A 17,128-nucleotide genomic window follows, 5' to 3' on the forward strand; every position below is an offset into this window, starting at 1 on the left:
CCGGATCTGACAAAGATCGGTCTGTAGCGGACAGCGGGGCCGGGCGCATTTATCTTCTTATTTCCAAAAATACTCGCCTATAGCGTTTCGATTTTATCCTTGATCCAAGTATAAATCGGAGTGCTTTAGACGCTTTATGCCCCTTCAAACGCACAAAGCGCATGCACATCCATGCCCATCGCTTCAAGCCGTTTGCGCCCACCCAATTCGGGCAGGTCGATGATGAAGGCGCAGCCGATTACTTCGGCCCCGAGCCGTTCGATGAGCTTTATTCCAGCCTCAGCCGTTCCACCTGTCGCCAGCAGGTCGTCCACAAGCAGAACCTTGTCGCCAGGCTGCAGCGCGTCATCATGTACTTCCACGACCGCTTCGCCATATTCCAATTGGTAGGCTTGTTCGATGGTTTTGCCGGGCAGTTTGCCTTTCTTGCGGATTGGCAGAAATCCGACGGATAATTGGTGCGCGATGGCCCCGCCCATGATGAAACCGCGCGCTTCGAGCCCCGCGACCTGATCGATTTGCATACCCGCATAAGGGTGCAGCAATTGATCGACCGCGATCCGAAATCCTCGCGGGTCGTTAAACAGCGTTGTGACATCCCGGAACATGATCCCTTCATGCGGGAAATCGGGGATCGTGCGGATGTAGTCTTGGACAGTTTTCATGTAGGGGGCTTTCTAAAGAACGCGGCCAGCGATGGCATCAAGTTTGGCGGTCAGGGTTGGGTCCCGTTTTTCGGGCGCTGTCATGATGGCGTATTCCAATGCGCGGTCGCAGCCAAGGGGGCAGGGCGCCCGTTCGGTTCCAAGAAGGCCCGGAAGTTTCGCGATCAGTGCCCGTGCCTTGCTTCCGTTGCCCTGAAGTGTCGCGATGATTTCGGTGATATCGACCGCCCCGTGATCGGGATGCCAGCTATCGTAATCGGTGATCATGGCTACGGAGGCGTAGCATATCTCGGCCTCGCGGGCCAATTTCGCCTCGGGCATATTGGTCATCCCGATCACATCACAGCCCCAGGCGCGGTAAAGCTTACTTTCGGCCATTGACGAAAATTGCGGCCCTTCCATCGCCAGGTAGGTGCCGCCCCTGTGGATGGTGATCCCGGCGTCCCGCCCAGCGGTTTCGCAGGCCTCGGATAGCCGATCGCAGGTGGGATGTGCGACGCTGACATGCGCAACGCAGCCGGTTCCAAAGAACGATTTTTCGCGTGCAAAGGTCCGGTCGATGAATTGATCGACGATCACAAAATCACCCGGCGCCAGTTCTTCGCGAAAGGACCCGCAGGCGCTGACGCTGATGATATCTGTCACGCCCAGCCGTTTGAGCGCGTCGATATTGGCCCGATAAGGAACGGTTGTGGGTGAGTGCACATGTCCGCGCCCATGCCGCGGCAGAAAAGCCATATCGACCCCATCCAAGACCCCCGTCAGGATCGCATCCGAGGGCGCCCCCCAGGGGCTTTCGACGCTCACCCAGTCCGGGTTTTGCAGCCCTTCCATGTCGTAGATACCAGAGCCCCCGATTATCCCGATTTTCGTCTTCATTGGTCACCTCATCTTAACCCACATCAAAGACACTGATGCGGAATGAAGGAAATGTGAACCCCGCGCGCCGTGCCGATGCTGCAACAGCCGCAATTGCGTGCCACGCAAGGGGTGACAAGTGCTGAGTGGTGGTTTAGGGCAGCGATAACAATCCCCGTGATGACAGGAATCCCCATGGCCCGCGCTCTTTTAGCGAGTTTCGCAGATAGTCTTTCGCTTAGTGACCCGAACGCCCCGTTGACCCCTGGCCAGCTGCGCATTGATTTGCTGTCTGGCCTGACGGTTGCCCTGGCACTGGTTCCTGAGGCTGTGGCATTTGCCTTTGTTGCCGGGGTAGAGCCTTTGGTTGGTCTTTACGCTGCTTTTATCGTCGGATTGATTACGGCTGTCTTTGGCGGTCGTCCTGGTATGATTTCGGGTGCGACTGGCGCGCTTGCGGTGGTTATGGTCAGCCTCGTGTCCCAACACGGGGTTGAGTATCTGTTTGCGACCGTTGTTTTGATGGGCCTGATCCAGATTTTTGTCGGCATAATGCGCTGGGGGAAGTTCATTCGGCTGGTCCCGCATCCTGTGATGCTGGGCTTTGTGAATGGTCTGGCCATCGTGATTTTCCTGGCGCAGCTCGGTCAGTTTCAGGTACCCGGCACGTCTCATGGCGGCGGCCATGGTGTGGCGAGCGGTGAGTGGCTTTCGGGCGCGCCGCTATATCTGATGTTGGGCCTTGTGGCCCTGACGATGTTGATCATCTGGCTGATGCCGCGGATCACAAATGTCATCCCAGCGCCTTTGGCCGGGATTGCGATTGTAGCAGCGATTGTTATTGGTTTTGGGTTGGATGTGCCGCTAGTCGGCGATTTGGCCAGTATTGAGGGTGGTCTGCCCCCTTTCCACGTACCAATGGTGCCACTGACCTGGGACACGTTTGAGATCATCTTGCCTTATGCGCTGATCCTGGCCGCCATCGGTCTGATCGAAAGTCTTCTGACCCTGAACCTTGTTGGTGAAATGACTGGCAAGCGCGGCGGTGCAAGTCAGGAATGCCTCGCCCAGGGCGCAGCAAACACTGTGACCGGCTTTTTCGGCGGGATGGGCGGCTGTGCGATGATTGGGCAATCCATGATCAACGTTAAGTCCGGGGGCCGGACACGGGTCGCCGGTATTGCCGCTGCCCTGTTCCTGCTGGGTTTCATCCTATTTGCCAGCAGCCTGATTGAGCAAATTCCGCTGGCTGCTTTGGTCGGTGTGATGTTCATGGTTGTGATTGGCACATTTGCCTGGAACTCATTGACGATCCTGCGCAAGGTGCCCCGCACAGATGCCTTTGTGACTATCTTGGTGACCATTGTGACCGTGGCGACAGATTTGGCCACAGCCGTTGTGGTGGGTGTGATTGTTTCGGCCCTCGCCTATGCCTGGAACAACGCGACGCGTATTCATGCCAAGACCTATGAAACCCCTGAAGGTGCCAAAGTTTATAAGATTCAAGGGCCGCTTTTCTTTGGCTCATCGGATGGATTTACCGAGCTGTTCCAGTTGGAGAAGGACCCGCAGCTTGTCATCGTCGATTTTGATGACAGCCGCGTTGTTGATCAATCGGCCTTACAGGCGATTGAGGCAGTCGCGATGAAATATGAGCAAGCGGGCAAGCGTATTCAATTGCGTCATCTGACACCGGATTGCCATCAGCTGCTTTCAAAGGCCGGTCACTTGATTGTCGATAGTGACGATGATCCTGATTATGCTCTGGCGGTCGATTACAGCGTGAAGACCGGCATTATCGGCGGGCATTAAGCCCCGCCGTTCTGCCGCCTAGCTGCCGGGGCGTTCAAGGCTGAATGCCTCGTCGATCACGGAATAATCCTTGTAGCCAAGACGTGTCAGCGGCTTGAAGCGCGTCACATCAAACATGCCGTTGACCAGACAATCATCGCGCAGATGCACGCCGGTAACTTCGCCGAACACCACCAGGTTGGCCGCACCCGGTAGTTGCACAACTTGTGTTAGTTTGCATTCCAGTGTCGCCGGGGCGTCTGCAACGCGCGGGCAGTCGATCGTGCTGCACGCGGCCTTTTGGATCGACGCGAGGGCGAATTCATCCGTTGCCCGGTCCCATGGTCCCGCGGTTTGGTTCATCATGTCCCGTGCGGCGTATTCCACGATATTCACGGCAAACACGCCGGTGTCGCGGATATTGGCAACGCTGTCTTTGGTGTCGCCGCGGTCTGGCTTGGCACTGGTTGATGCGAACATGACCTGTGGCGGCTCATATGCCACGGCGTTAAAGAAGGAATAAGGCGCCAAATTGTCCTGCCCATCTGCCCCGCGCGTGGCGATCCAGCCAATCGGGCGCGGTGTGACGACGGCGTTAAACGGATTATGGGGCAAACCATGCCCATTTTTGGGTTCGTAGAACATGCTGTGGCCTTTTCGTTCGATTGCCCAAGGGGTAACGTCGCCGCACGCCTTTGGCCAGACGAAAGACAAGATGCAACAAACCCAGATTCATCTGGCCCCCGAGACCCCTGATGACTGGTGGGAGGTCGAAGCGCTTTATGATTTATGCTTTGCGCCGGGCCGTTCTGCCTTATCATCGTATCGGCTGCGTGAAGGCGTTGATCCGATCGCGCCGCTTTGTATGACGGCCCGGGATAAGGATGGGGTTTTGGCAGGCGCTGTGCGCAATTGGCCGGTTCGGGTCGGGCAAGATGTGACCATCCTGCTGGGCCCCATTGCGGTGCATCCCACGCGCCAGGGCGAGGGTGTGGCCGGTTTGCTGATCCGGGCCTGCCTGGCGCAAGCCCGCACCGATGGGTGGGAACGGATCATGCTGGTTGGGGATGCGCCGTATTATCGCCGGTTCGGTTTTCAGCAACTGCCCGCTGTCCGGATGCCGCCGCCGACCAACCCTGAGCGGGTGCTGGGCCTTGCCCTGTGCGAAGGCGCGTGGGAGGGTGTAAGCGGGCTTGTGGAACCGGCCCGCGATTGAATTTCGTTTTGGCAAGCCCATCTAAGACATATGAGCGACGCTGATATTCTGATGAAAGAGATTAACCCCGCAAATCCGCCCGAGCCCCTATCCACGGCGGCCCGGTCCGAAATTGCTGATCTGGCTGAACGTCAACGCAAAGCCAATGGGCTTTTGATGCAGGCTGTAAATTTCGTAGGGGGGCAGCTTGAGGATACGCTAAAAATGCTTCCTTCGGCCAGCCGCGCGCGCGTCGATGACGTAGTCCGCGCAGCGCTGCAGCAAAGCTATGACTTGGCGAGCAAATCACGCGGCGGTGTCTGGCAGACGATAGGCTCGGACCGCATGCATCGTTTGATTGGCACGGTCTCTGGCGCGGTTGGGGGCTTCGGCGGCCTACCTACCGCGATTGCAGAATTGCCCGTTGCCACGACTGTAATTTTCCGGGCCGTGCATCATGTCGCGGTAGAACATGGCGAGGACCCGGATGCGGTAGAGACCCGGATGCAATGTCTTGCCGTTTTTGGCACTGGCGGGCCGACCGATGCCGATGATGGCGTCGATATCTCATTCATCGGTGCCCGGTTGGGGATTTCTGGCGCGGCGGTGAATGGATTGATCAGCAAGGTTGCGCCAAAATTTGCCGCTGTCTTGTCCCAGAAATTGGCCAGCCAGGCCGTTCCTATTCTGGGGGCTGCCGCCGGGGCTGGCACCAATTATGTCTTTGTGGACTACTATGTTGCCATGGCCCATGTGCATTTTGGCTTGCGCCGTTTGGCCCGTATTCATGGCGATGACGCTGTCGCGGAAGAGTTCCACCGCTGCTTGGCCGCGGGGCGCTTGCCTCAGACCTGATAGACAAGCCAGTCGGCCACAGCGCGCCGGACGGATTGTTCGCCTTTGGCTATCGCATCATCCATAACCGCGCGCACATCGTTCAGATCAATCCGCCGCAACAGGTGCTTTACCGGCCCGATTGAGGCCGGGCGCATCGATAATGTGCGCAGCCCGAGCGCGGCGAAACACAAGGCTTCGACAGGGCGGCCTGCATCCTCGCCGCAGAAAGACAGCGGCGTATTTGATGCTTCGCACCGCTGGATCACCTGTTTGATGAAGGACAGAAAGCTGACATCCAGCGTGTCGTAGCGTTTGCGCACCCGTTCATTTTCACGGTCTGCAGCAAAGAAGAACTGCTTGAGGTCATTGCCGCCGATAGAAATGAAATCGACCTCTTCAAAAAACGCATCCGGTGCGAAGCCGAGCGAGGGCGTTTCAAGCATCGCGCCAACCTCAAGCTTTTCAGGTAGCGGGTGCCCAAGCTTTGTTTCTCGCGCGATGGCCTTGTCCATCTCGGCCCGTGCGGCCCGAAATTCGCTGATCTGCGTGATGAAGGGGAACATCACCGCCAAGGGCTGTCCATTGGCGGCCCGCAGCAATGCCTGCAATTGCATACGCAACACGCCGGGCTTATCCAGCCCGACCCGAATGGCCCGCCATCCCATTGCCGGGTTCGGTTCATCATTGGGCTTCATGTAAGGCAGGACCTTATCCGACCCGATATCAAGCGTTCGGAAGGCAACTCGCTGGCCCTGGGCCGCATTCAATACCCGCGTATAGAGCGCCGAAAGTTCCGCCCGCCTGGGCATTTGATTGCGGATCAGGAATTGCAATTCGGTCCGAAACAGCCCAACGCCTTCTGCCCCAGAACCTGCAAGCGACGGCAAATCCGCGATCAGGCCCGCGTTCATCTGCAATGCAATGACCTGGCCGCATTTTGTTTCGGCAGGCAGGTCGCGAATGGACGCATAGCGTTCTTGCGCGCGCGTTTGCATCGCGATCTTGTCGCGGAAAGCTGAATGCACGGTGTCGTCGGGCCGCAGATGCGCAATGCCTTGTTCGCCATCCACAAGGATCGTATCGCCGTTCAATGCCTCACGCGTGACGCCTTTGGCGTTGATAATCAGCGGAATGGCCCAGGCTCGTGCGACGATCGTGGCGTGGCTACCGACCGAGCCTTCCTCTAACACGATCCCTTTGATCTTTTTGCCATATTCCAGCAATTCGCCGGGTCCGATATTGCGGGCTATCAGGATTGGATGGTCGGGCATATCAGCCCGCACATCTGCCCCTTGCCCGGTCAGAATGCGCAGCAGCCGGTTTGACAGATCGTCAAGATCATGTAGCCTTTCGCGCAAATAAGGATCAGCTGATTTCGACAGCCGCGCCCGCGCCAATGATTGTTCTTTTTCAACGGCCGCTTCGGCTGAAAGACCGTTTTCAATATCGGCCTTCATCCGTCTGAGCCAGCTGCTGGAATTGGCAAACATCCTGTAGGCTTCAAGCACTTGCGCCTGTTCGGGATCGACCGTTCGCGCCCCGACCAGCATATTGTCGACGGCTTTGCGTAGCTCATCAATGGCGCTGACAAGCCTTGTATGTTCCTGCGCAGGATCGTCCGAGATCGGATTGGTCACCACAACGCGCGGCTCGTGCAAGAACACTTCGCCCTCGCTTGCGCCTTCTTGCGCCACCGATCCGCGCAGCAAAACGGGTTGCTGATGCCGGGCTGACAGGGCGGCCCCTTCGCCGACAAAAGCGCCCAGTTCGGTCATCTCGGCGATTACCATCGCAACGATTTCAAGCGCGTAGACTTCGTCGGGCGTGTATTCCCGTGCCTCTTTGGATTGCACCACCAGCACGCCCAGCACATCGCCCAAGCGTTGGATCGGCACACCGCAGAATGATGAATACCGTTCCTCGCCGGTTTCGGGCATGTATCGAAAGCCCTTTTCAGCGGGGGCGTCGGGGGTGTTGATGACCGATCTGTTCTTGGCCGTTCGCCCGACCAGACCTTCACCAAGACGCATGCGGGTCTGGTGAACGGCTGAGGCCTCAAGCCCCATGGTTGCGCAGAGTTCAAGTGTTTCGGCATCCCGAAACAGGTAGATCGAACAAACCTCGGTTCCCATCTGATCTGCGATCAGATTGACAACACTGTCTAGCCGGGCCTGACCTTCGTTGTCAGCCGCAAGGACCTCGCGCAAGCGTCCAAGAAGCTTGCGGCTTTCGCTTTCAAACCGATCTGGCATTGGTCCCCCGCGTCACGGCAAGACCCCCCAGAGCTGGATCAGGCCGCCTTTTCCAATTCGAAAGCATCATGCAGGGCTTGGACGGCAAGTTCCATGTATTTTCTGTCAATCAGGACGGAAATTTTTATCTCTGAGGTTGTAATGACCTTAATATTAATCCCCTCATCGTGGAGTGCCTTAAACATTTGCGCTGCGACACCCGCATGACTGCGCATCCCGATTCCCACGACGGAAACCTTGGCGACCCCTTCATCGGCGATCAGATCATGAAAGTTGATCTCGCCCGCTGCTTTCGCCTCTTCCATGGCTTTGGAGGCGCGCAAAGTCTGATCAACGGGGCAAGAGAACGTCATATCCGTCCGCCCCTCTTCCGAGATGTTTTGCACGATCATATCGACATTCACCCCGGCCTCGGCCAAGGGCCCAAAGATCGCGGCGGCGATCCCGGGCCGGTCGGCGACCGAAATCAGCGTCATCTTTGCTTCGTCCCGGGAATAGGCGACGCCGGCAACAACATTTGATTCCATGATTTCCTCCTCGTCGCAGACCAGCGTTCCGGCGCTGTCCGACGGTTCTTCGAATGATGACAGGACCCGCAGGCGTACTTTGTAGCGCATGGCCAGTTCGACGGATCGGGTTTGCAGGACTTTCGCACCAAGCGAAGCCAGTTCAAGCATTTCTTCAAATGCGATCTTGTCCAGTTTGCGTGCTTTGCTCGCGATGCGCGGATCAGTCGTGTAGACCCCGTCGACATCGGTGTAGATATCACAGCGTTCGGCCCCGAAAGCGGCCGCAAAGGCAACTGCTGTGGTGTCAGAGCCCCCACGGCCCAGTGTTGTGATCCGTCCGTCGGGGCTGATCCCCTGGAACCCGGCCACAACGGCGACTTTCATTCCTTCGCCAAATTTTGCGTTGATATTGTCTGTTGGGATTTCTTCGATCCGCGCGCTCGCATGCGCATCGTTTGTTTTCAGCGGCACCTGCCAACCTTGCCAACTGCGGGCCGGAATTTCCATTTCCTGCAGCCGCAGCGCCATCAGCCCCGCGGTGACGTTTTCACCCGATGAGACGATCGCATCATATTCGCGGGCGTCATAAAGGGGGGAGGTTTCCTTGACCCAGCCTTCCAGCTCATTTGTTTTGCCGGACATCGCCGAGACAATGACGATCACGTCATAGCCATTGGCCACCTCGCGTGCGACCCGTTTGGCGGCGCGGGCGATCCTGTCCAGATTGGCGACAGATGTTCCGCCGAATTTCATAACAAGCGTTGGCATTGATCTTCCAAGGTCTTGGGTTCGATTTTCTAGCAGTCCTTTAATGGCCGCACCGGACAAGGGCAATGCGGAACTGCGGGGCAGGGGGCCGGGCATGTGGGAAGAGTTTGGTTTTCTTCCCCGTGATCATGCGCCCCTTCGTTGTGATGATGCCGAAACTAGGAAGGGACGGAAGTGGAACGCATCGCACTTATATTGGCAATGGAACTATCCGACAGCGAACGGAATGCTCTGGCCAAGGTCGCCGGGTGCCATGCCGCCGTGCCTGATCCGCTTGTCGTGCAATTGCGGCGTTTGCGACTGATTGACCCGGATGATGTACGGCCGACACCGCTGGGCCGTGATGTTTTGCGCCTTTTGCGTCAAGATCGCAAAGCGTCCTGATGTCAACACGACCTAGTAGGCGTGCGTGGTCCCATCCCATGTTTCAAAACAGCCGGTGCTGCTTAGCGATAGCGCTTCAAACCGGGCCATCAACCCGGTCTTCGCCTCATCAACGGTGATCGCCGCGGTCGCCCCGCCCATATCGGTTTTCACCCAACCGGGGTGATAAATGCCGACGCTGATCCCCTCAGGTTCCAGATCGGTGGCCAGATTGCGCCCAAGGTTCAAGACAGCAGCCTTGCTGGCCCGGTAAATGTAGCTGCCGCCCGGCGCACGGGTGTGTGAGGCCATTTGCGATGAAATGATGGCGATTTTGCTGTTCGGCGACCGGCGCAAAGCGGGCAGAAGATGTTGGATCGTCAAAAAGACGCCCGTCACATTGGTTGCAAAACTGTCCGCCCACATACCGGCAGGAAAGCCATCCTCAAGCGCCTCGCCCTTGTCCAGATAGACCCCGGCGTTGCACACCAGCAGGTCAAGCGCGGTGTCCCCCAACCTGTGGGCCAGGTCCCGATGTGATCCGGGGTCGGTCACATCAAGCTGCCGCATCGCGCCATCATCAGCCTGTCGATGGGTGCCAATCATATTTGCGCCCTGCGTGCGATAGCCGTCAAAAAGCGCTTTGCCGATGCCCCGACTGGCCCCTGTGATCAAGATGGTCATATGCTTCCTCCTGTACCCGGTTCAATTGGTTTTTTTGCGCGGCACAAAGGGCAGGGGCAGGACCGGAACACCGTCTTCGACCAGCTTTTTGGCATCGTCGATTTTCGCCTCGCCATAGATGGGCCGTTCGGGGATCACGCCATCATGCATATCCCGCGCTTCTTGCACAAAAGAGTTGCCGACATAGTCGGAATTTGCCTCAACCTCATCACGTAGCTTGTGCAGTGGGTTTTCCGCCGGTTTGGGCGGCGCAATGGTCTTTGACGTGCTTACCGCCGGGGCCATGATCGTTTTGGTCACGGCGGTTGACCCGCAAGTCGCGCAACTGACCATCCCAGCAGCAACAAGCCGATCAAAGGCGTTGCCCGATTGAAACCAGCTTTCAAATTCGTGGTCTTTGTCGCATTTCAGATGGAAGCGGATCATGGCGGGCTGCGTTGTTTCAATGGCGTCTAGGTAGACTTTTTTGCGGGGTGTGCAAGTTTAAGCATATGCTGCGGATTAAAGGTTGCCACGATGTGCTTAAGTTCTGGTTCAGATAGTTTTTTGGCAGCCTTTTTCTGACTGAACCACTTGCGCCGCCGCTGATGTTTTTCCGGCCAGTCGCTATGGGTATGACGCACGTGAAGGGGATAGACCATGGTGATGATTGGCGCGTTGTCCAGTTTATGTGACCTGCTGTAGCTGAATACGCCCAAGCAGATATCGGTTGTTTCACCGCTGAGCCCGGCCTCTTCAAAGGCTTCGGTTGCCGCTGCTGCCGCCGGTGTTTGCTTGTGCATTGGCCAGCCTTTGGGAATAATCCAGCGTTTGCGTGTCCGGCTGGTGATCAGGCAGATTTCGACCTTGTCATTCTTGATCCGCCAGCAAAGTGCCGCGAATTGCGCGCGCACATCCGTTTTGCGCCCGCCGCGCAATTTAAGAGGAAGTTGCCGCGCCGCTTTTTTTGCCATGGTTCCTGTCTGAAATTGCGTTACATCCACGCCATGGCAGACGTTATGCATGGGCCGCAGGATCGGGCAACCCCCGATCCCAGATTTATCGGCTCTGAGATTTATCGCAGCTCAAGTTATGGGGATTGGCACCCTTTGCGGGTCCCGCGTGTGTCGACGGTGATGGATCTTTGCCGCGCTTTGGGGTGGTTGCCACGGGACCAATTTATCAACAGTCCACGCGCAAAACCGGCGGCTTTGACCGGGTTTCATACCCCGGCTTATATCGCGGCGCTTCAGGCGGCGGAAGCCGCACAGCAAGTCTCTGACGCGGTGCGTTTGCGCCACGCATTGGGTACGCCGTCCAACCCCGTCTTCACCGAAATGTATCGCCGTCCGGCCACCTCGGCTGGCGCTTCGTTGCTGGCGGGCGAGTTATTGGCCAAGGGCGGTGTGATCTATTCCCCAGCGGGTGGCACCCATCACGGTATGCCAGACCGGGCGAATGGGTTTTGCTATCTCAATGACCCGGTCTTGGCGATCCAATCGCTTCGCCGGAATGGGGCGGCGCGCATCGCGTATGTTGATATCGATGCCCATCATGCGGACGGTGTGCAATATGCGTTTGAGGATGATCCGCAGGTGCTGCTGATTTCCATCCACGAGCAAAATCGCTGGCCCCGCACGGGTGCATTGTCCGAACGAGGGGTCGGGCAAGTGTTTAATCTGCCCGTCCCGGCGGGCATGCATGATGATGACATGGCGCTGATCCGCGATGCTTTGATCCTGCCCCGTGTCGCAGATTTTCGCCCCGATGCCATTGTCCTGCAATGCGGTGCGGATGCTGTGACAGAAGACCCGCAATCCCGGCTGACCCTGTCCAACAATGCGCATTGGGCGATTGTTGCAGCGCTGCGCGGCATGGCGCCGCGCTATCTGGTGCTGGGTGGCGGCGGGTATAATCCGTGGTCCGTTGGCCGCTTATGGACAGGCGTCTGGGCCGCGCTGAACGATTGCGACATCCCAGATGATTTGCCTGGCAATGCCCAAGATGTGTTGCGCGCCCTGACCTGGAAGGGACCCCGACGCGACGTGCAGCCGCAGCCGCATTGGATCACCACCTTGCGAGACACACCGCGCCCCGGGCCGATCCATTCGGACATCCGCGCCAGCCTGCATGTCTTGGCGGCAAATAGCGCGCGTTGGGTCTAAGACTTGCCTTGCTGCCCCAAGCGCCGGATAGTCGCCCCATGATATGCCGTGTCCTTGCCGTGATCAGTTTCCTGTGTGCCGCCCCTGTCGCCAGGGCCGAAGTGATCGTCTTTGCCGCGGCCAGTCTTAAAGAGTCCATTGATGCGCTGGCCGCCCAATTTGACGGTGTTGTGGTGTCGTATGGCAGCAGTGCGACACTGGCCCGTCAGGTCAGTTTGGGCGCACCTGCTGATGTGATCCTGCTGGCCAATACGGAATGGATGGATGCGCTGATCCAGGGGGATCAGATTGTTCCCGCGTCAGTTGTGGATTTTGCGAGCAACCGGCTTGTTCTTGTTGGTTCTATCGGCGCTGATGAAGTGATGCTGACCCCTGATGCGTTGCTGGCGGCGTTGGGGCAAGGGCGTCTTGCGGTTGGTATCACCGCAGCTGTTCCGGCTGGGATTTATGCAAAGGCCAGCTTGCAGTCCTTGGGACTGTGGGACAGCGTGTCATCCCATTTGGCCGAGATGGACAATGTCCGATCTGCGCTGGCCTTGGTAGTACGCGGGCAGGCCCCGCTTGGTATCGTTTATCAGACGGATGTGCAGGCAAGCGATGCGGTGCGGGCCTTGGCGGTGTTTCCCCAGGATAGCCATCCGCCCATTCGATATCAGGCGGCGTTGGTCCGCGGGCATAGCGCTGCGGCTGCGCCTTTTCTAATGGCTCTGATGGGTTCCAACGGGCAGACGCTTTTGGCCGAGGCGGGTTTCCTGCCGGCGCAGGTAGGGCTGGAATGACCGATTGGCTGGGTCCGCAGGAATGGGCGGCGATCCGGCTGTCGCTGCGTGTCGCTGTGGTGGCCACGATCTGCGCCTTGCCGTTGGCGATCTGGGTTGCGCATCTGCTGGCGCGCAAGCGGTTTCCCGGGCGGCAGTTGTTGAACGGAATTGTCCACCTTCCGCTGGTTTTGCCGCCTGTCGTGACGGGTTATCTGCTGCTTGTTGTCTTTGGCCAGCAAGGGCCGATTGGCGCGCTGCTATCTGAGCATTTCGGGATCACTGTTGCATTCCGCTGGACGGGTGCTGCGCTGGCCGCAGCGATCATGGCGTTTCCCCTGATGGTCCGATCAATCAGGATCGGGATCGAGGCGGTCGACCCCGGGCTTGAAGCGGCGGCCGCAACGTTGGGTGCCTCGCGCGCACGCATTTTCATGACCGTGACATTGCCTTTGGTCTTCCCGGCGGTTCTGGCCGCCGCTGTGTTGGGTTTCGCCAAGGCGCTGGGCGAATTTGGCGCGACGATCACCTTTGTTGCGGCGATCCCCGGGCAGACCCAAACTATTCCTTCGGCGATTTACGGGCTGTTACAAGTGCCGGGCAGTGAGCCTGCGGTCTTGGGGCTTGTCACCGTATCAGTCATTTTGGCGATGGGTGCGCTTTTGCTATCTGAATGGCTGGCCCGCCATATGGCGCGCAAGGTCGGCGCCTGATGCTTGAGCTGCATATCCAAAAGAGCCTGGGTGATTTTGCCCTCGACATCCAAGCGGAGGCCCCCGCCGGGGTCACCGTCATTTTCGGACCTTCAGGGTCTGGCAAGACGTCCGTGGTCAACGCAGTTGCCGGTTTGATGAGGCCTGATCAGGGGCGGATCGCCATCGGGGATCGTGTTCTTTTCGACCGGGCGCAGCGGGTCAATCTGCCGGTCAATCAGCGCCGTGTTGGCTATGTGTTTCAGGATGCGCGCTTGTTTCCGCATCTCAGCGTCAGGCGAAACCTGCATTATGGCGGGGATCATGATGCAACGCGCGTGATCTCGGTTTTGGGGCTTGAGCCGCTGTTGGACCGGCGCCCGGCCGGATTGTCGGGGGGCGAGCGTCAGCGGGTTGCTTTGGGCCGCGCCTTGATGTGTGATCCGCAAGTATTGCTGATGGATGAACCATTGGCTGCCCTAGATGCTGGCCGCAAGGCAGAGATCCTTCCCTATATCGAACGGTTGCGGGATGAGGTGAAAATCCCGATCCTCTATGTTACACATGATGTGTCTGAGGTCGCCCGTTTGGCCAACACGCTTCTGGTCATGAAACAAGGACGGGTCGTGACCCAAGGACCTGTTGGCGATGTGTTGTCGCATCCGGGTACGGTGCCATTGGTCGGCGTGCGTGCGGCTGGGGCGGTGATTGTAACCAAAGTTGCCGGGCGTCTTTTGGATGATGGCCTGACCGAGCTGGCCTTTTCTGGCGGACGTCTTCTGATGCCGGGAAATTTGGGGGTGCTGGGGCAAAAGGTACGGCTTCGGATACCGGCACAGGACGTGATCCTGGCACGCGAGGCCCCGCGCGATGTCAGCGCCTTAAACGTATTGCCGGTCACAATTTCGGGGATCGAACAGGGGCGCGGCCCGGGTGTGGCGGTTGGGCTACTGGCCGGTCAGGATCGGCTGCTGGCGCGGATCACACAGCGCAGTTTGCACCGGATGAATCTGGATGTAGGCCAGCAAATCTATGCGATCATCAAAGCAACGGCCGTCGGTCCCGAGGATGTGGGCCACTAAATTGACGTGCTTTCGACCTTCAACGCTTTGGGGATGGCGGCCAGCGTACGGGTCACACCGCCTGCATGGGCGTTATAAAATTCGGTGATCTGCGTGTCACCGGCATCGGGTGGTGCCAACACGGCATTGAGTAAGGCCGTTGCATCAGGGACAATCGTGCAGACCCCGGCTGCGATGGCTTCGGTCGCAGGGTATTCGATTGTCCAGATATGCGGGCCCACGATGACAGGTTTCTTCAACGCCAATGGTTCGATGATGTTATGGGCGCCTTTTTCAACAAAACCGCCGCCAACGATAGCGCGGTTGCAAAGGCCAAGATAAAAATACATCTCGCCAAAGCTGTCCCCAAGAAGGACATCAATATCTGCGGCCTGTTCTTTCAACGCCAGGTTATCGTCTAGAATATCGGACCGGCGCGCATAGCTGATCCCGGTATCAGCCAGCATTTGGGCCACCTCATCAAACCGTTCGGGTGCGCGCGGCACATAGACGAAAAAAACGCCCTCTGTTTGTTTGATCATGTCCAAATAAAGCGCATCTTCGCCCTCGACCACGCTTGTCAGCGTGATTGTGGGGCGATCCCTGGACAGGGCTGCACGGGCGGTCTTTGCGGCATTAAGATGGGCCTGCGGGATCGGTTGATCAAAGCGCAATTCGCCTGTGATATGAATATTGGGCATCCGTGCCGCTGCAAAGCGTTCGGCCTGACCTGCGGATTTGACAAAACCGCCGGCAAACCCGCGCAATAGCTGCGCCCGAATCCCATGCCCAGAGCCGTCTTTTTCAAAACTTTTCTTCGGATATTGGGCGTTACACATGAAAAGCGGGGTACGATTGCGGTGGCAGGCCGTGATCATGCGCGGCCAAATCTCGATCTCCATGACCAGCCCAAATTTGGGTGTGAAATGCTGCAGAAAGCGGCGATAGGCAAAGCCAAATTCGAAAGGCACCCAAACGGTCTGAACGCGGCCCGCCGCGATTTCAGATGCAAATTCGCGGGTTGCCTCGCGCCGTCCGGCCGGTGTGAAATGGGTTGTCAGCACCGTTTCACCTTGGTCGAGCAAGGCCCGTATCAACGGGGTCGCGCTGCGCATCTCACCTAAAGATACGGCGTGAACCCAGACCGGTTTTTCCAAGTGGGCCTTATGCCTGCCAAAACGCTCGGCGATATGTTGGCTGTAAAGCGGGTCTTTGCGGCCCCGCCGCCACAAATAAATGATGACAACGGGCAGCAGCAGCCACCACATCAAGGCGTAAGCCCAAAGCGCGAGGCGCAGCTTGAAAGTTGGAAAAGCCGCCTGCATTTAGTCACCCACCAATTGGACCAATCTTTGGACCAGCTTGTCTGTTTGCGCGCCCGCTTGGGTCACGGCAATCTGCGCATTTTGCGCAATTGTCGGCAGGTCATCGCTGTGCAACCTTTGGCACAGCATATCTGCATCAGTCACCGTAATTGCGCCGCCGGTCTCATTTAGTGTCTGAAAGTCGTTGGCGAAATTCGCCGTCCTTGGGCCGTGTAGGATTGCGGTTTCCAATGCTGCGGCCTCCCATGGGTTATGCCCTTCTGTGGCATCAAATGTGCCGCCGATCAACGCCGCCCCAGCCAAGCGGTATAGCAGGCCTAAATCGCCAAAGCTGTCGCACAGCCAGACGGGATCATCGATTTGCGGAACCTGCCTGGCAGAGCGTTTGGGGACATTGTGCAGCCCAATATCGGTCCGGTTCGGGAAACGTGGGGCGATAATCAGCAGCGCATTGGGGTTGTCTTTACACAGCTGCCGGTGTGCTTGCAGTGCGACGTCTTCATCGGCTTTATGCGAGGGTGCGGCGATCCATACGAAGCGCCCGTGCAAGGCGCTCGAGAGCGCCTCAAATTCATCCAAATCGCATCCAAGGGCAGGAGCCGCAGGTTTCAGCGAACCTGTGACTTCCACTTTTGCACCAAGCGCGGTCAGATGTTGCGCGGTCTGTTCATCCTGCGCAGTCACAAGATCCATCGCTTGATACAGATCACGGTAGAGACCCTTTGCCTTACAATGCGCGCGAAAAGACTTTTCGTTCATTCGGGCCGCGACAATGGCCTGCGGGATGTGCCGTTTGGCCAAATCGCTGACAAAACCGGGCCACAGATCCTGTTCGGCCCAGATACACAGATCTGGCCGGAAATGGTCCAAAAAGCGCTTGCGCGGGCCGGGGGCGTCAACGGGTAGAAACTGATGAAACGTGGCGGATGGCAGGTTTTTTGAAAAAACCTGCGCGGAGGTTGCGGTGGTTGATGTCACCAAAAACCTGGCGTCAGGCCGCGCGTGATGCAGCCGTGCGATCAGACCGCGCAGCGACAATACCTCGCCCAATCCCACGGCATTCAACCAAATCAGCGGGCCATCAGGCCGAGGCGCCAGGTTACGACCCAGCTTTTCAACCCAGCGCGTCTGATGTTCCTTGCCTGCGGCCAGACGTTTTTTCAAAATGTAAGGCGCGACTGCGGGCAATATGTGGCTGGCCGCCAAATAGGTTCTCAAAAGCAGAC

At 58.0% G+C, this 17,128-nt stretch carries 18 protein-coding genes; 8 read left to right on the forward strand and 10 right to left on the reverse strand.

Translation table 11 applies throughout. The features are described from left to right. Positions 1-134: 134 nt before the first annotated feature. The gene (locus AABB29_RS10010; RefSeq protein WP_341367057.1) at positions 135-665 is read right to left on the reverse strand and encodes an adenine phosphoribosyltransferase; all 531 of its coding nucleotides are present in this window, start codon (positions 663-665) and stop codon (positions 135-137) included. A gap of 12 nt (positions 666-677) precedes the next feature. Further along, positions 678-1,544 (reverse strand): S-methyl-5'-thioadenosine phosphorylase, encoded by an 867-nt coding sequence (locus AABB29_RS10015; protein ID WP_341367056.1) that lies wholly within the window; start codon positions 1,542-1,544, stop codon positions 678-680. A gap of 174 nt (positions 1,545-1,718) precedes the next feature. On the opposite strand from AABB29_RS10015, the gene AABB29_RS10020 reads away from it, so the two are divergent. After that, positions 1,719-3,335: a SulP family inorganic anion transporter gene (locus AABB29_RS10020; protein WP_341367055.1), complete on the forward strand. Its 1,617-nt coding sequence runs from the start codon at positions 1,719-1,721 to the stop codon at positions 3,333-3,335. Positions 3,336-3,353: 18 nt separating this feature from the next. On the opposite strand, the gene AABB29_RS10025 is transcribed toward AABB29_RS10020, so the two are convergent. Then, positions 3,354-3,959 (reverse strand): flavin reductase family protein, encoded by a 606-nt coding sequence (locus AABB29_RS10025; RefSeq protein WP_341367054.1) that lies wholly within the window; start codon positions 3,957-3,959, stop codon positions 3,354-3,356. Positions 3,960-4,029: 70 nt separating this feature from the next. On the opposite strand from AABB29_RS10025, the gene AABB29_RS10030 reads away from it, so the two are divergent. Together AABB29_RS10030 and AABB29_RS10035 are read left to right on the forward strand one after the other, a co-directional pair. Next, positions 4,030-4,530: an N-acetyltransferase gene (locus tag AABB29_RS10030; protein WP_341367053.1), complete on the forward strand. Its 501-nt coding sequence runs from the start codon at positions 4,030-4,032 to the stop codon at positions 4,528-4,530. 30 nt (positions 4,531-4,560) lie between these two features. Beyond that, positions 4,561-5,364: an EcsC family protein gene (locus AABB29_RS10035; RefSeq protein WP_341367052.1), complete on the forward strand. Its 804-nt coding sequence runs from the start codon at positions 4,561-4,563 to the stop codon at positions 5,362-5,364. On the opposite strand, the gene ptsP is transcribed toward AABB29_RS10035, so the two are convergent. Further along, positions 5,355-7,598, reverse strand: a complete 2,244-nt coding sequence (gene ptsP, locus AABB29_RS10040; protein WP_341367051.1) for a phosphoenolpyruvate--protein phosphotransferase — start codon at positions 7,596-7,598, stop codon at positions 5,355-5,357. The genes AABB29_RS10035 and ptsP overlap by 10 nt on opposite strands. Before the next feature lie 38 nt (positions 7,599-7,636). Beyond that, entirely contained in the window at positions 7,637-8,875 is a 1,239-nt protein-coding gene (locus tag AABB29_RS10045; RefSeq protein ID WP_373636485.1) for an aspartate kinase, read from the reverse strand. Positions 8,876-9,049: 174 nt separating this feature from the next. Here AABB29_RS10045 and AABB29_RS10050 point away from each other — a divergent pair, with 174 nt between their 5' ends. Next, positions 9,050-9,259, forward strand: coding sequence for a hypothetical protein (locus tag AABB29_RS10050; protein WP_341367050.1), 210 nt, complete (start codon positions 9,050-9,052; stop codon positions 9,257-9,259). Between the two features lie 12 nt (positions 9,260-9,271). Here AABB29_RS10050 and AABB29_RS10055 read toward each other — a convergent pair whose 3' ends face one another. Genes AABB29_RS10055 through AABB29_RS10065 form a run of 3 tightly spaced genes read right to left on the reverse strand, consistent with a single transcriptional unit; the run spans position 9,272 to position 10,875 of the window. Next, complete coding sequence (locus AABB29_RS10055) at positions 9,272-9,922, reverse strand: SDR family NAD(P)-dependent oxidoreductase (RefSeq protein ID WP_341367049.1); 651 nt, start codon at positions 9,920-9,922, stop codon at positions 9,272-9,274. A gap of 21 nt (positions 9,923-9,943) precedes the next feature. Beyond that, positions 9,944-10,348, reverse strand: coding sequence for a DUF1178 family protein (locus AABB29_RS10060; protein WP_373636486.1), 405 nt, complete (start codon positions 10,346-10,348; stop codon positions 9,944-9,946). 26 nt (positions 10,349-10,374) lie between these two features. Further along, positions 10,375-10,875, reverse strand: coding sequence for an NUDIX hydrolase (locus tag AABB29_RS10065; RefSeq protein WP_341367047.1), 501 nt, complete (start codon positions 10,873-10,875; stop codon positions 10,375-10,377). Positions 10,876-10,908: 33 nt separating this feature from the next. On the opposite strand from AABB29_RS10065, the gene AABB29_RS10070 reads away from it, so the two are divergent. The 4 genes from AABB29_RS10070 to modC are packed head-to-tail and all read left to right on the forward strand — an operon-like array spanning position 10,909 to position 14,598. Next, positions 10,909-12,066: an acetoin utilization protein AcuC gene (locus tag AABB29_RS10070; protein ID WP_341367046.1), complete on the forward strand. Its 1,158-nt coding sequence runs from the start codon at positions 10,909-10,911 to the stop codon at positions 12,064-12,066. A 38-nt stretch (positions 12,067-12,104) separates the two neighbouring features. Next, positions 12,105-12,845, forward strand: coding sequence for a molybdate ABC transporter substrate-binding protein (gene modA, locus AABB29_RS10075; protein WP_341367045.1), 741 nt, complete (start codon positions 12,105-12,107; stop codon positions 12,843-12,845). Next, positions 12,842-13,537: a molybdate ABC transporter permease subunit gene (gene modB, locus AABB29_RS10080; RefSeq protein WP_341367044.1), complete on the forward strand. Its 696-nt coding sequence runs from the start codon at positions 12,842-12,844 to the stop codon at positions 13,535-13,537. The genes modA and modB overlap by 4 nt, the downstream gene beginning before the upstream one ends. Further along, on the forward strand, positions 13,537-14,598 hold the full coding sequence (gene modC / locus AABB29_RS10085; RefSeq protein WP_341367043.1) for a molybdenum ABC transporter ATP-binding protein: 1,062 nt from the start codon (positions 13,537-13,539) through the stop codon (positions 14,596-14,598). Before modB ends, modC begins: the two co-directional genes overlap by 1 nt. Here the strand turns inward: modC and AABB29_RS10090 are convergent. Together AABB29_RS10090 and AABB29_RS10095 are read right to left on the reverse strand one after the other, a co-directional pair. Beyond that, a complete protein-coding gene (locus AABB29_RS10090; protein WP_341367042.1) occupies positions 14,595-15,902 on the reverse strand; it encodes a glycosyltransferase N-terminal domain-containing protein in 1,308 nt (435 codons plus the stop codon). The genes modC and AABB29_RS10090 overlap by 4 nt on opposite strands. Then, positions 15,903-17,120, reverse strand: a complete 1,218-nt coding sequence (locus tag AABB29_RS10095; RefSeq protein ID WP_373636487.1) for a 3-deoxy-D-manno-octulosonic acid transferase — start codon at positions 17,118-17,120, stop codon at positions 15,903-15,905. Between the last annotated feature and the right edge of the window lie 8 nt (positions 17,121-17,128).

Source organism: Yoonia sp. BS5-3, assembly GCF_038069655.2.
GTDB lineage: Bacteria > Pseudomonadota > Alphaproteobacteria > Rhodobacterales > Rhodobacteraceae > Yoonia > Yoonia phaeophyticola.

What these genes read in the sequence shown, in the direction of transcription:
- AABB29_RS10010 (WP_341367057.1), bottom strand. Translation starts at nt 665, where the DNA reads ATGAAAACTGTCCAAGACTACATCCGCACGATCCCCGATTTCCCGCAT.
- AABB29_RS10015 (WP_341367056.1), bottom strand. Translation starts at nt 1,544, where the DNA reads ATGAAGACGAAAATCGGGATAATCGGGGGCTCTGGTATCTACGACATG.
- AABB29_RS10020 (WP_341367055.1), top strand. Translation starts at nt 1,719, where the DNA reads ATGGCCCGCGCTCTTTTAGCGAGTTTCGCAGATAGTCTTTCGCTTAGT.
- AABB29_RS10025 (WP_341367054.1), bottom strand. Translation starts at nt 3,959, where the DNA reads ATGTTCTACGAACCCAAAAATGGGCATGGTTTGCCCCATAATCCGTTT.
- AABB29_RS10030 (WP_341367053.1), top strand. Translation starts at nt 4,030, where the DNA reads ATGCAACAAACCCAGATTCATCTGGCCCCCGAGACCCCTGATGACTGG.
- AABB29_RS10035 (WP_341367052.1), top strand. Translation starts at nt 4,561, where the DNA reads ATGAGCGACGCTGATATTCTGATGAAAGAGATTAACCCCGCAAATCCG.
- ptsP (WP_341367051.1), bottom strand. Translation starts at nt 7,598, where the DNA reads ATGCCAGATCGGTTTGAAAGCGAAAGCCGCAAGCTTCTTGGACGCTTG.
- AABB29_RS10045 (WP_373636485.1), bottom strand. Translation starts at nt 8,875, where the DNA reads ATGCCAACGCTTGTTATGAAATTCGGCGGAACATCTGTCGCCAATCTG.
- AABB29_RS10055 (WP_341367049.1), bottom strand. Translation starts at nt 9,922, where the DNA reads ATGACCATCTTGATCACAGGGGCCAGTCGGGGCATCGGCAAAGCGCTT.
- AABB29_RS10060 (WP_373636486.1), bottom strand. Translation starts at nt 10,348, where the DNA reads ATGATCCGCTTCCATCTGAAATGCGACAAAGACCACGAATTTGAAAGC.
- AABB29_RS10065 (WP_341367047.1), bottom strand. Translation starts at nt 10,875, where the DNA reads ATGGCAAAAAAAGCGGCGCGGCAACTTCCTCTTAAATTGCGCGGCGGG.
- AABB29_RS10070 (WP_341367046.1), top strand. Translation starts at nt 10,909, where the DNA reads ATGGCAGACGTTATGCATGGGCCGCAGGATCGGGCAACCCCCGATCCC.
- modA (WP_341367045.1), top strand. Translation starts at nt 12,105, where the DNA reads ATGATATGCCGTGTCCTTGCCGTGATCAGTTTCCTGTGTGCCGCCCCT.
- modB (WP_341367044.1), top strand. Translation starts at nt 12,842, where the DNA reads ATGACCGATTGGCTGGGTCCGCAGGAATGGGCGGCGATCCGGCTGTCG.
- modC (WP_341367043.1), top strand. Translation starts at nt 13,537, where the DNA reads ATGCTTGAGCTGCATATCCAAAAGAGCCTGGGTGATTTTGCCCTCGAC.
- AABB29_RS10090 (WP_341367042.1), bottom strand. Translation starts at nt 15,902, where the DNA reads ATGCAGGCGGCTTTTCCAACTTTCAAGCTGCGCCTCGCGCTTTGGGCT.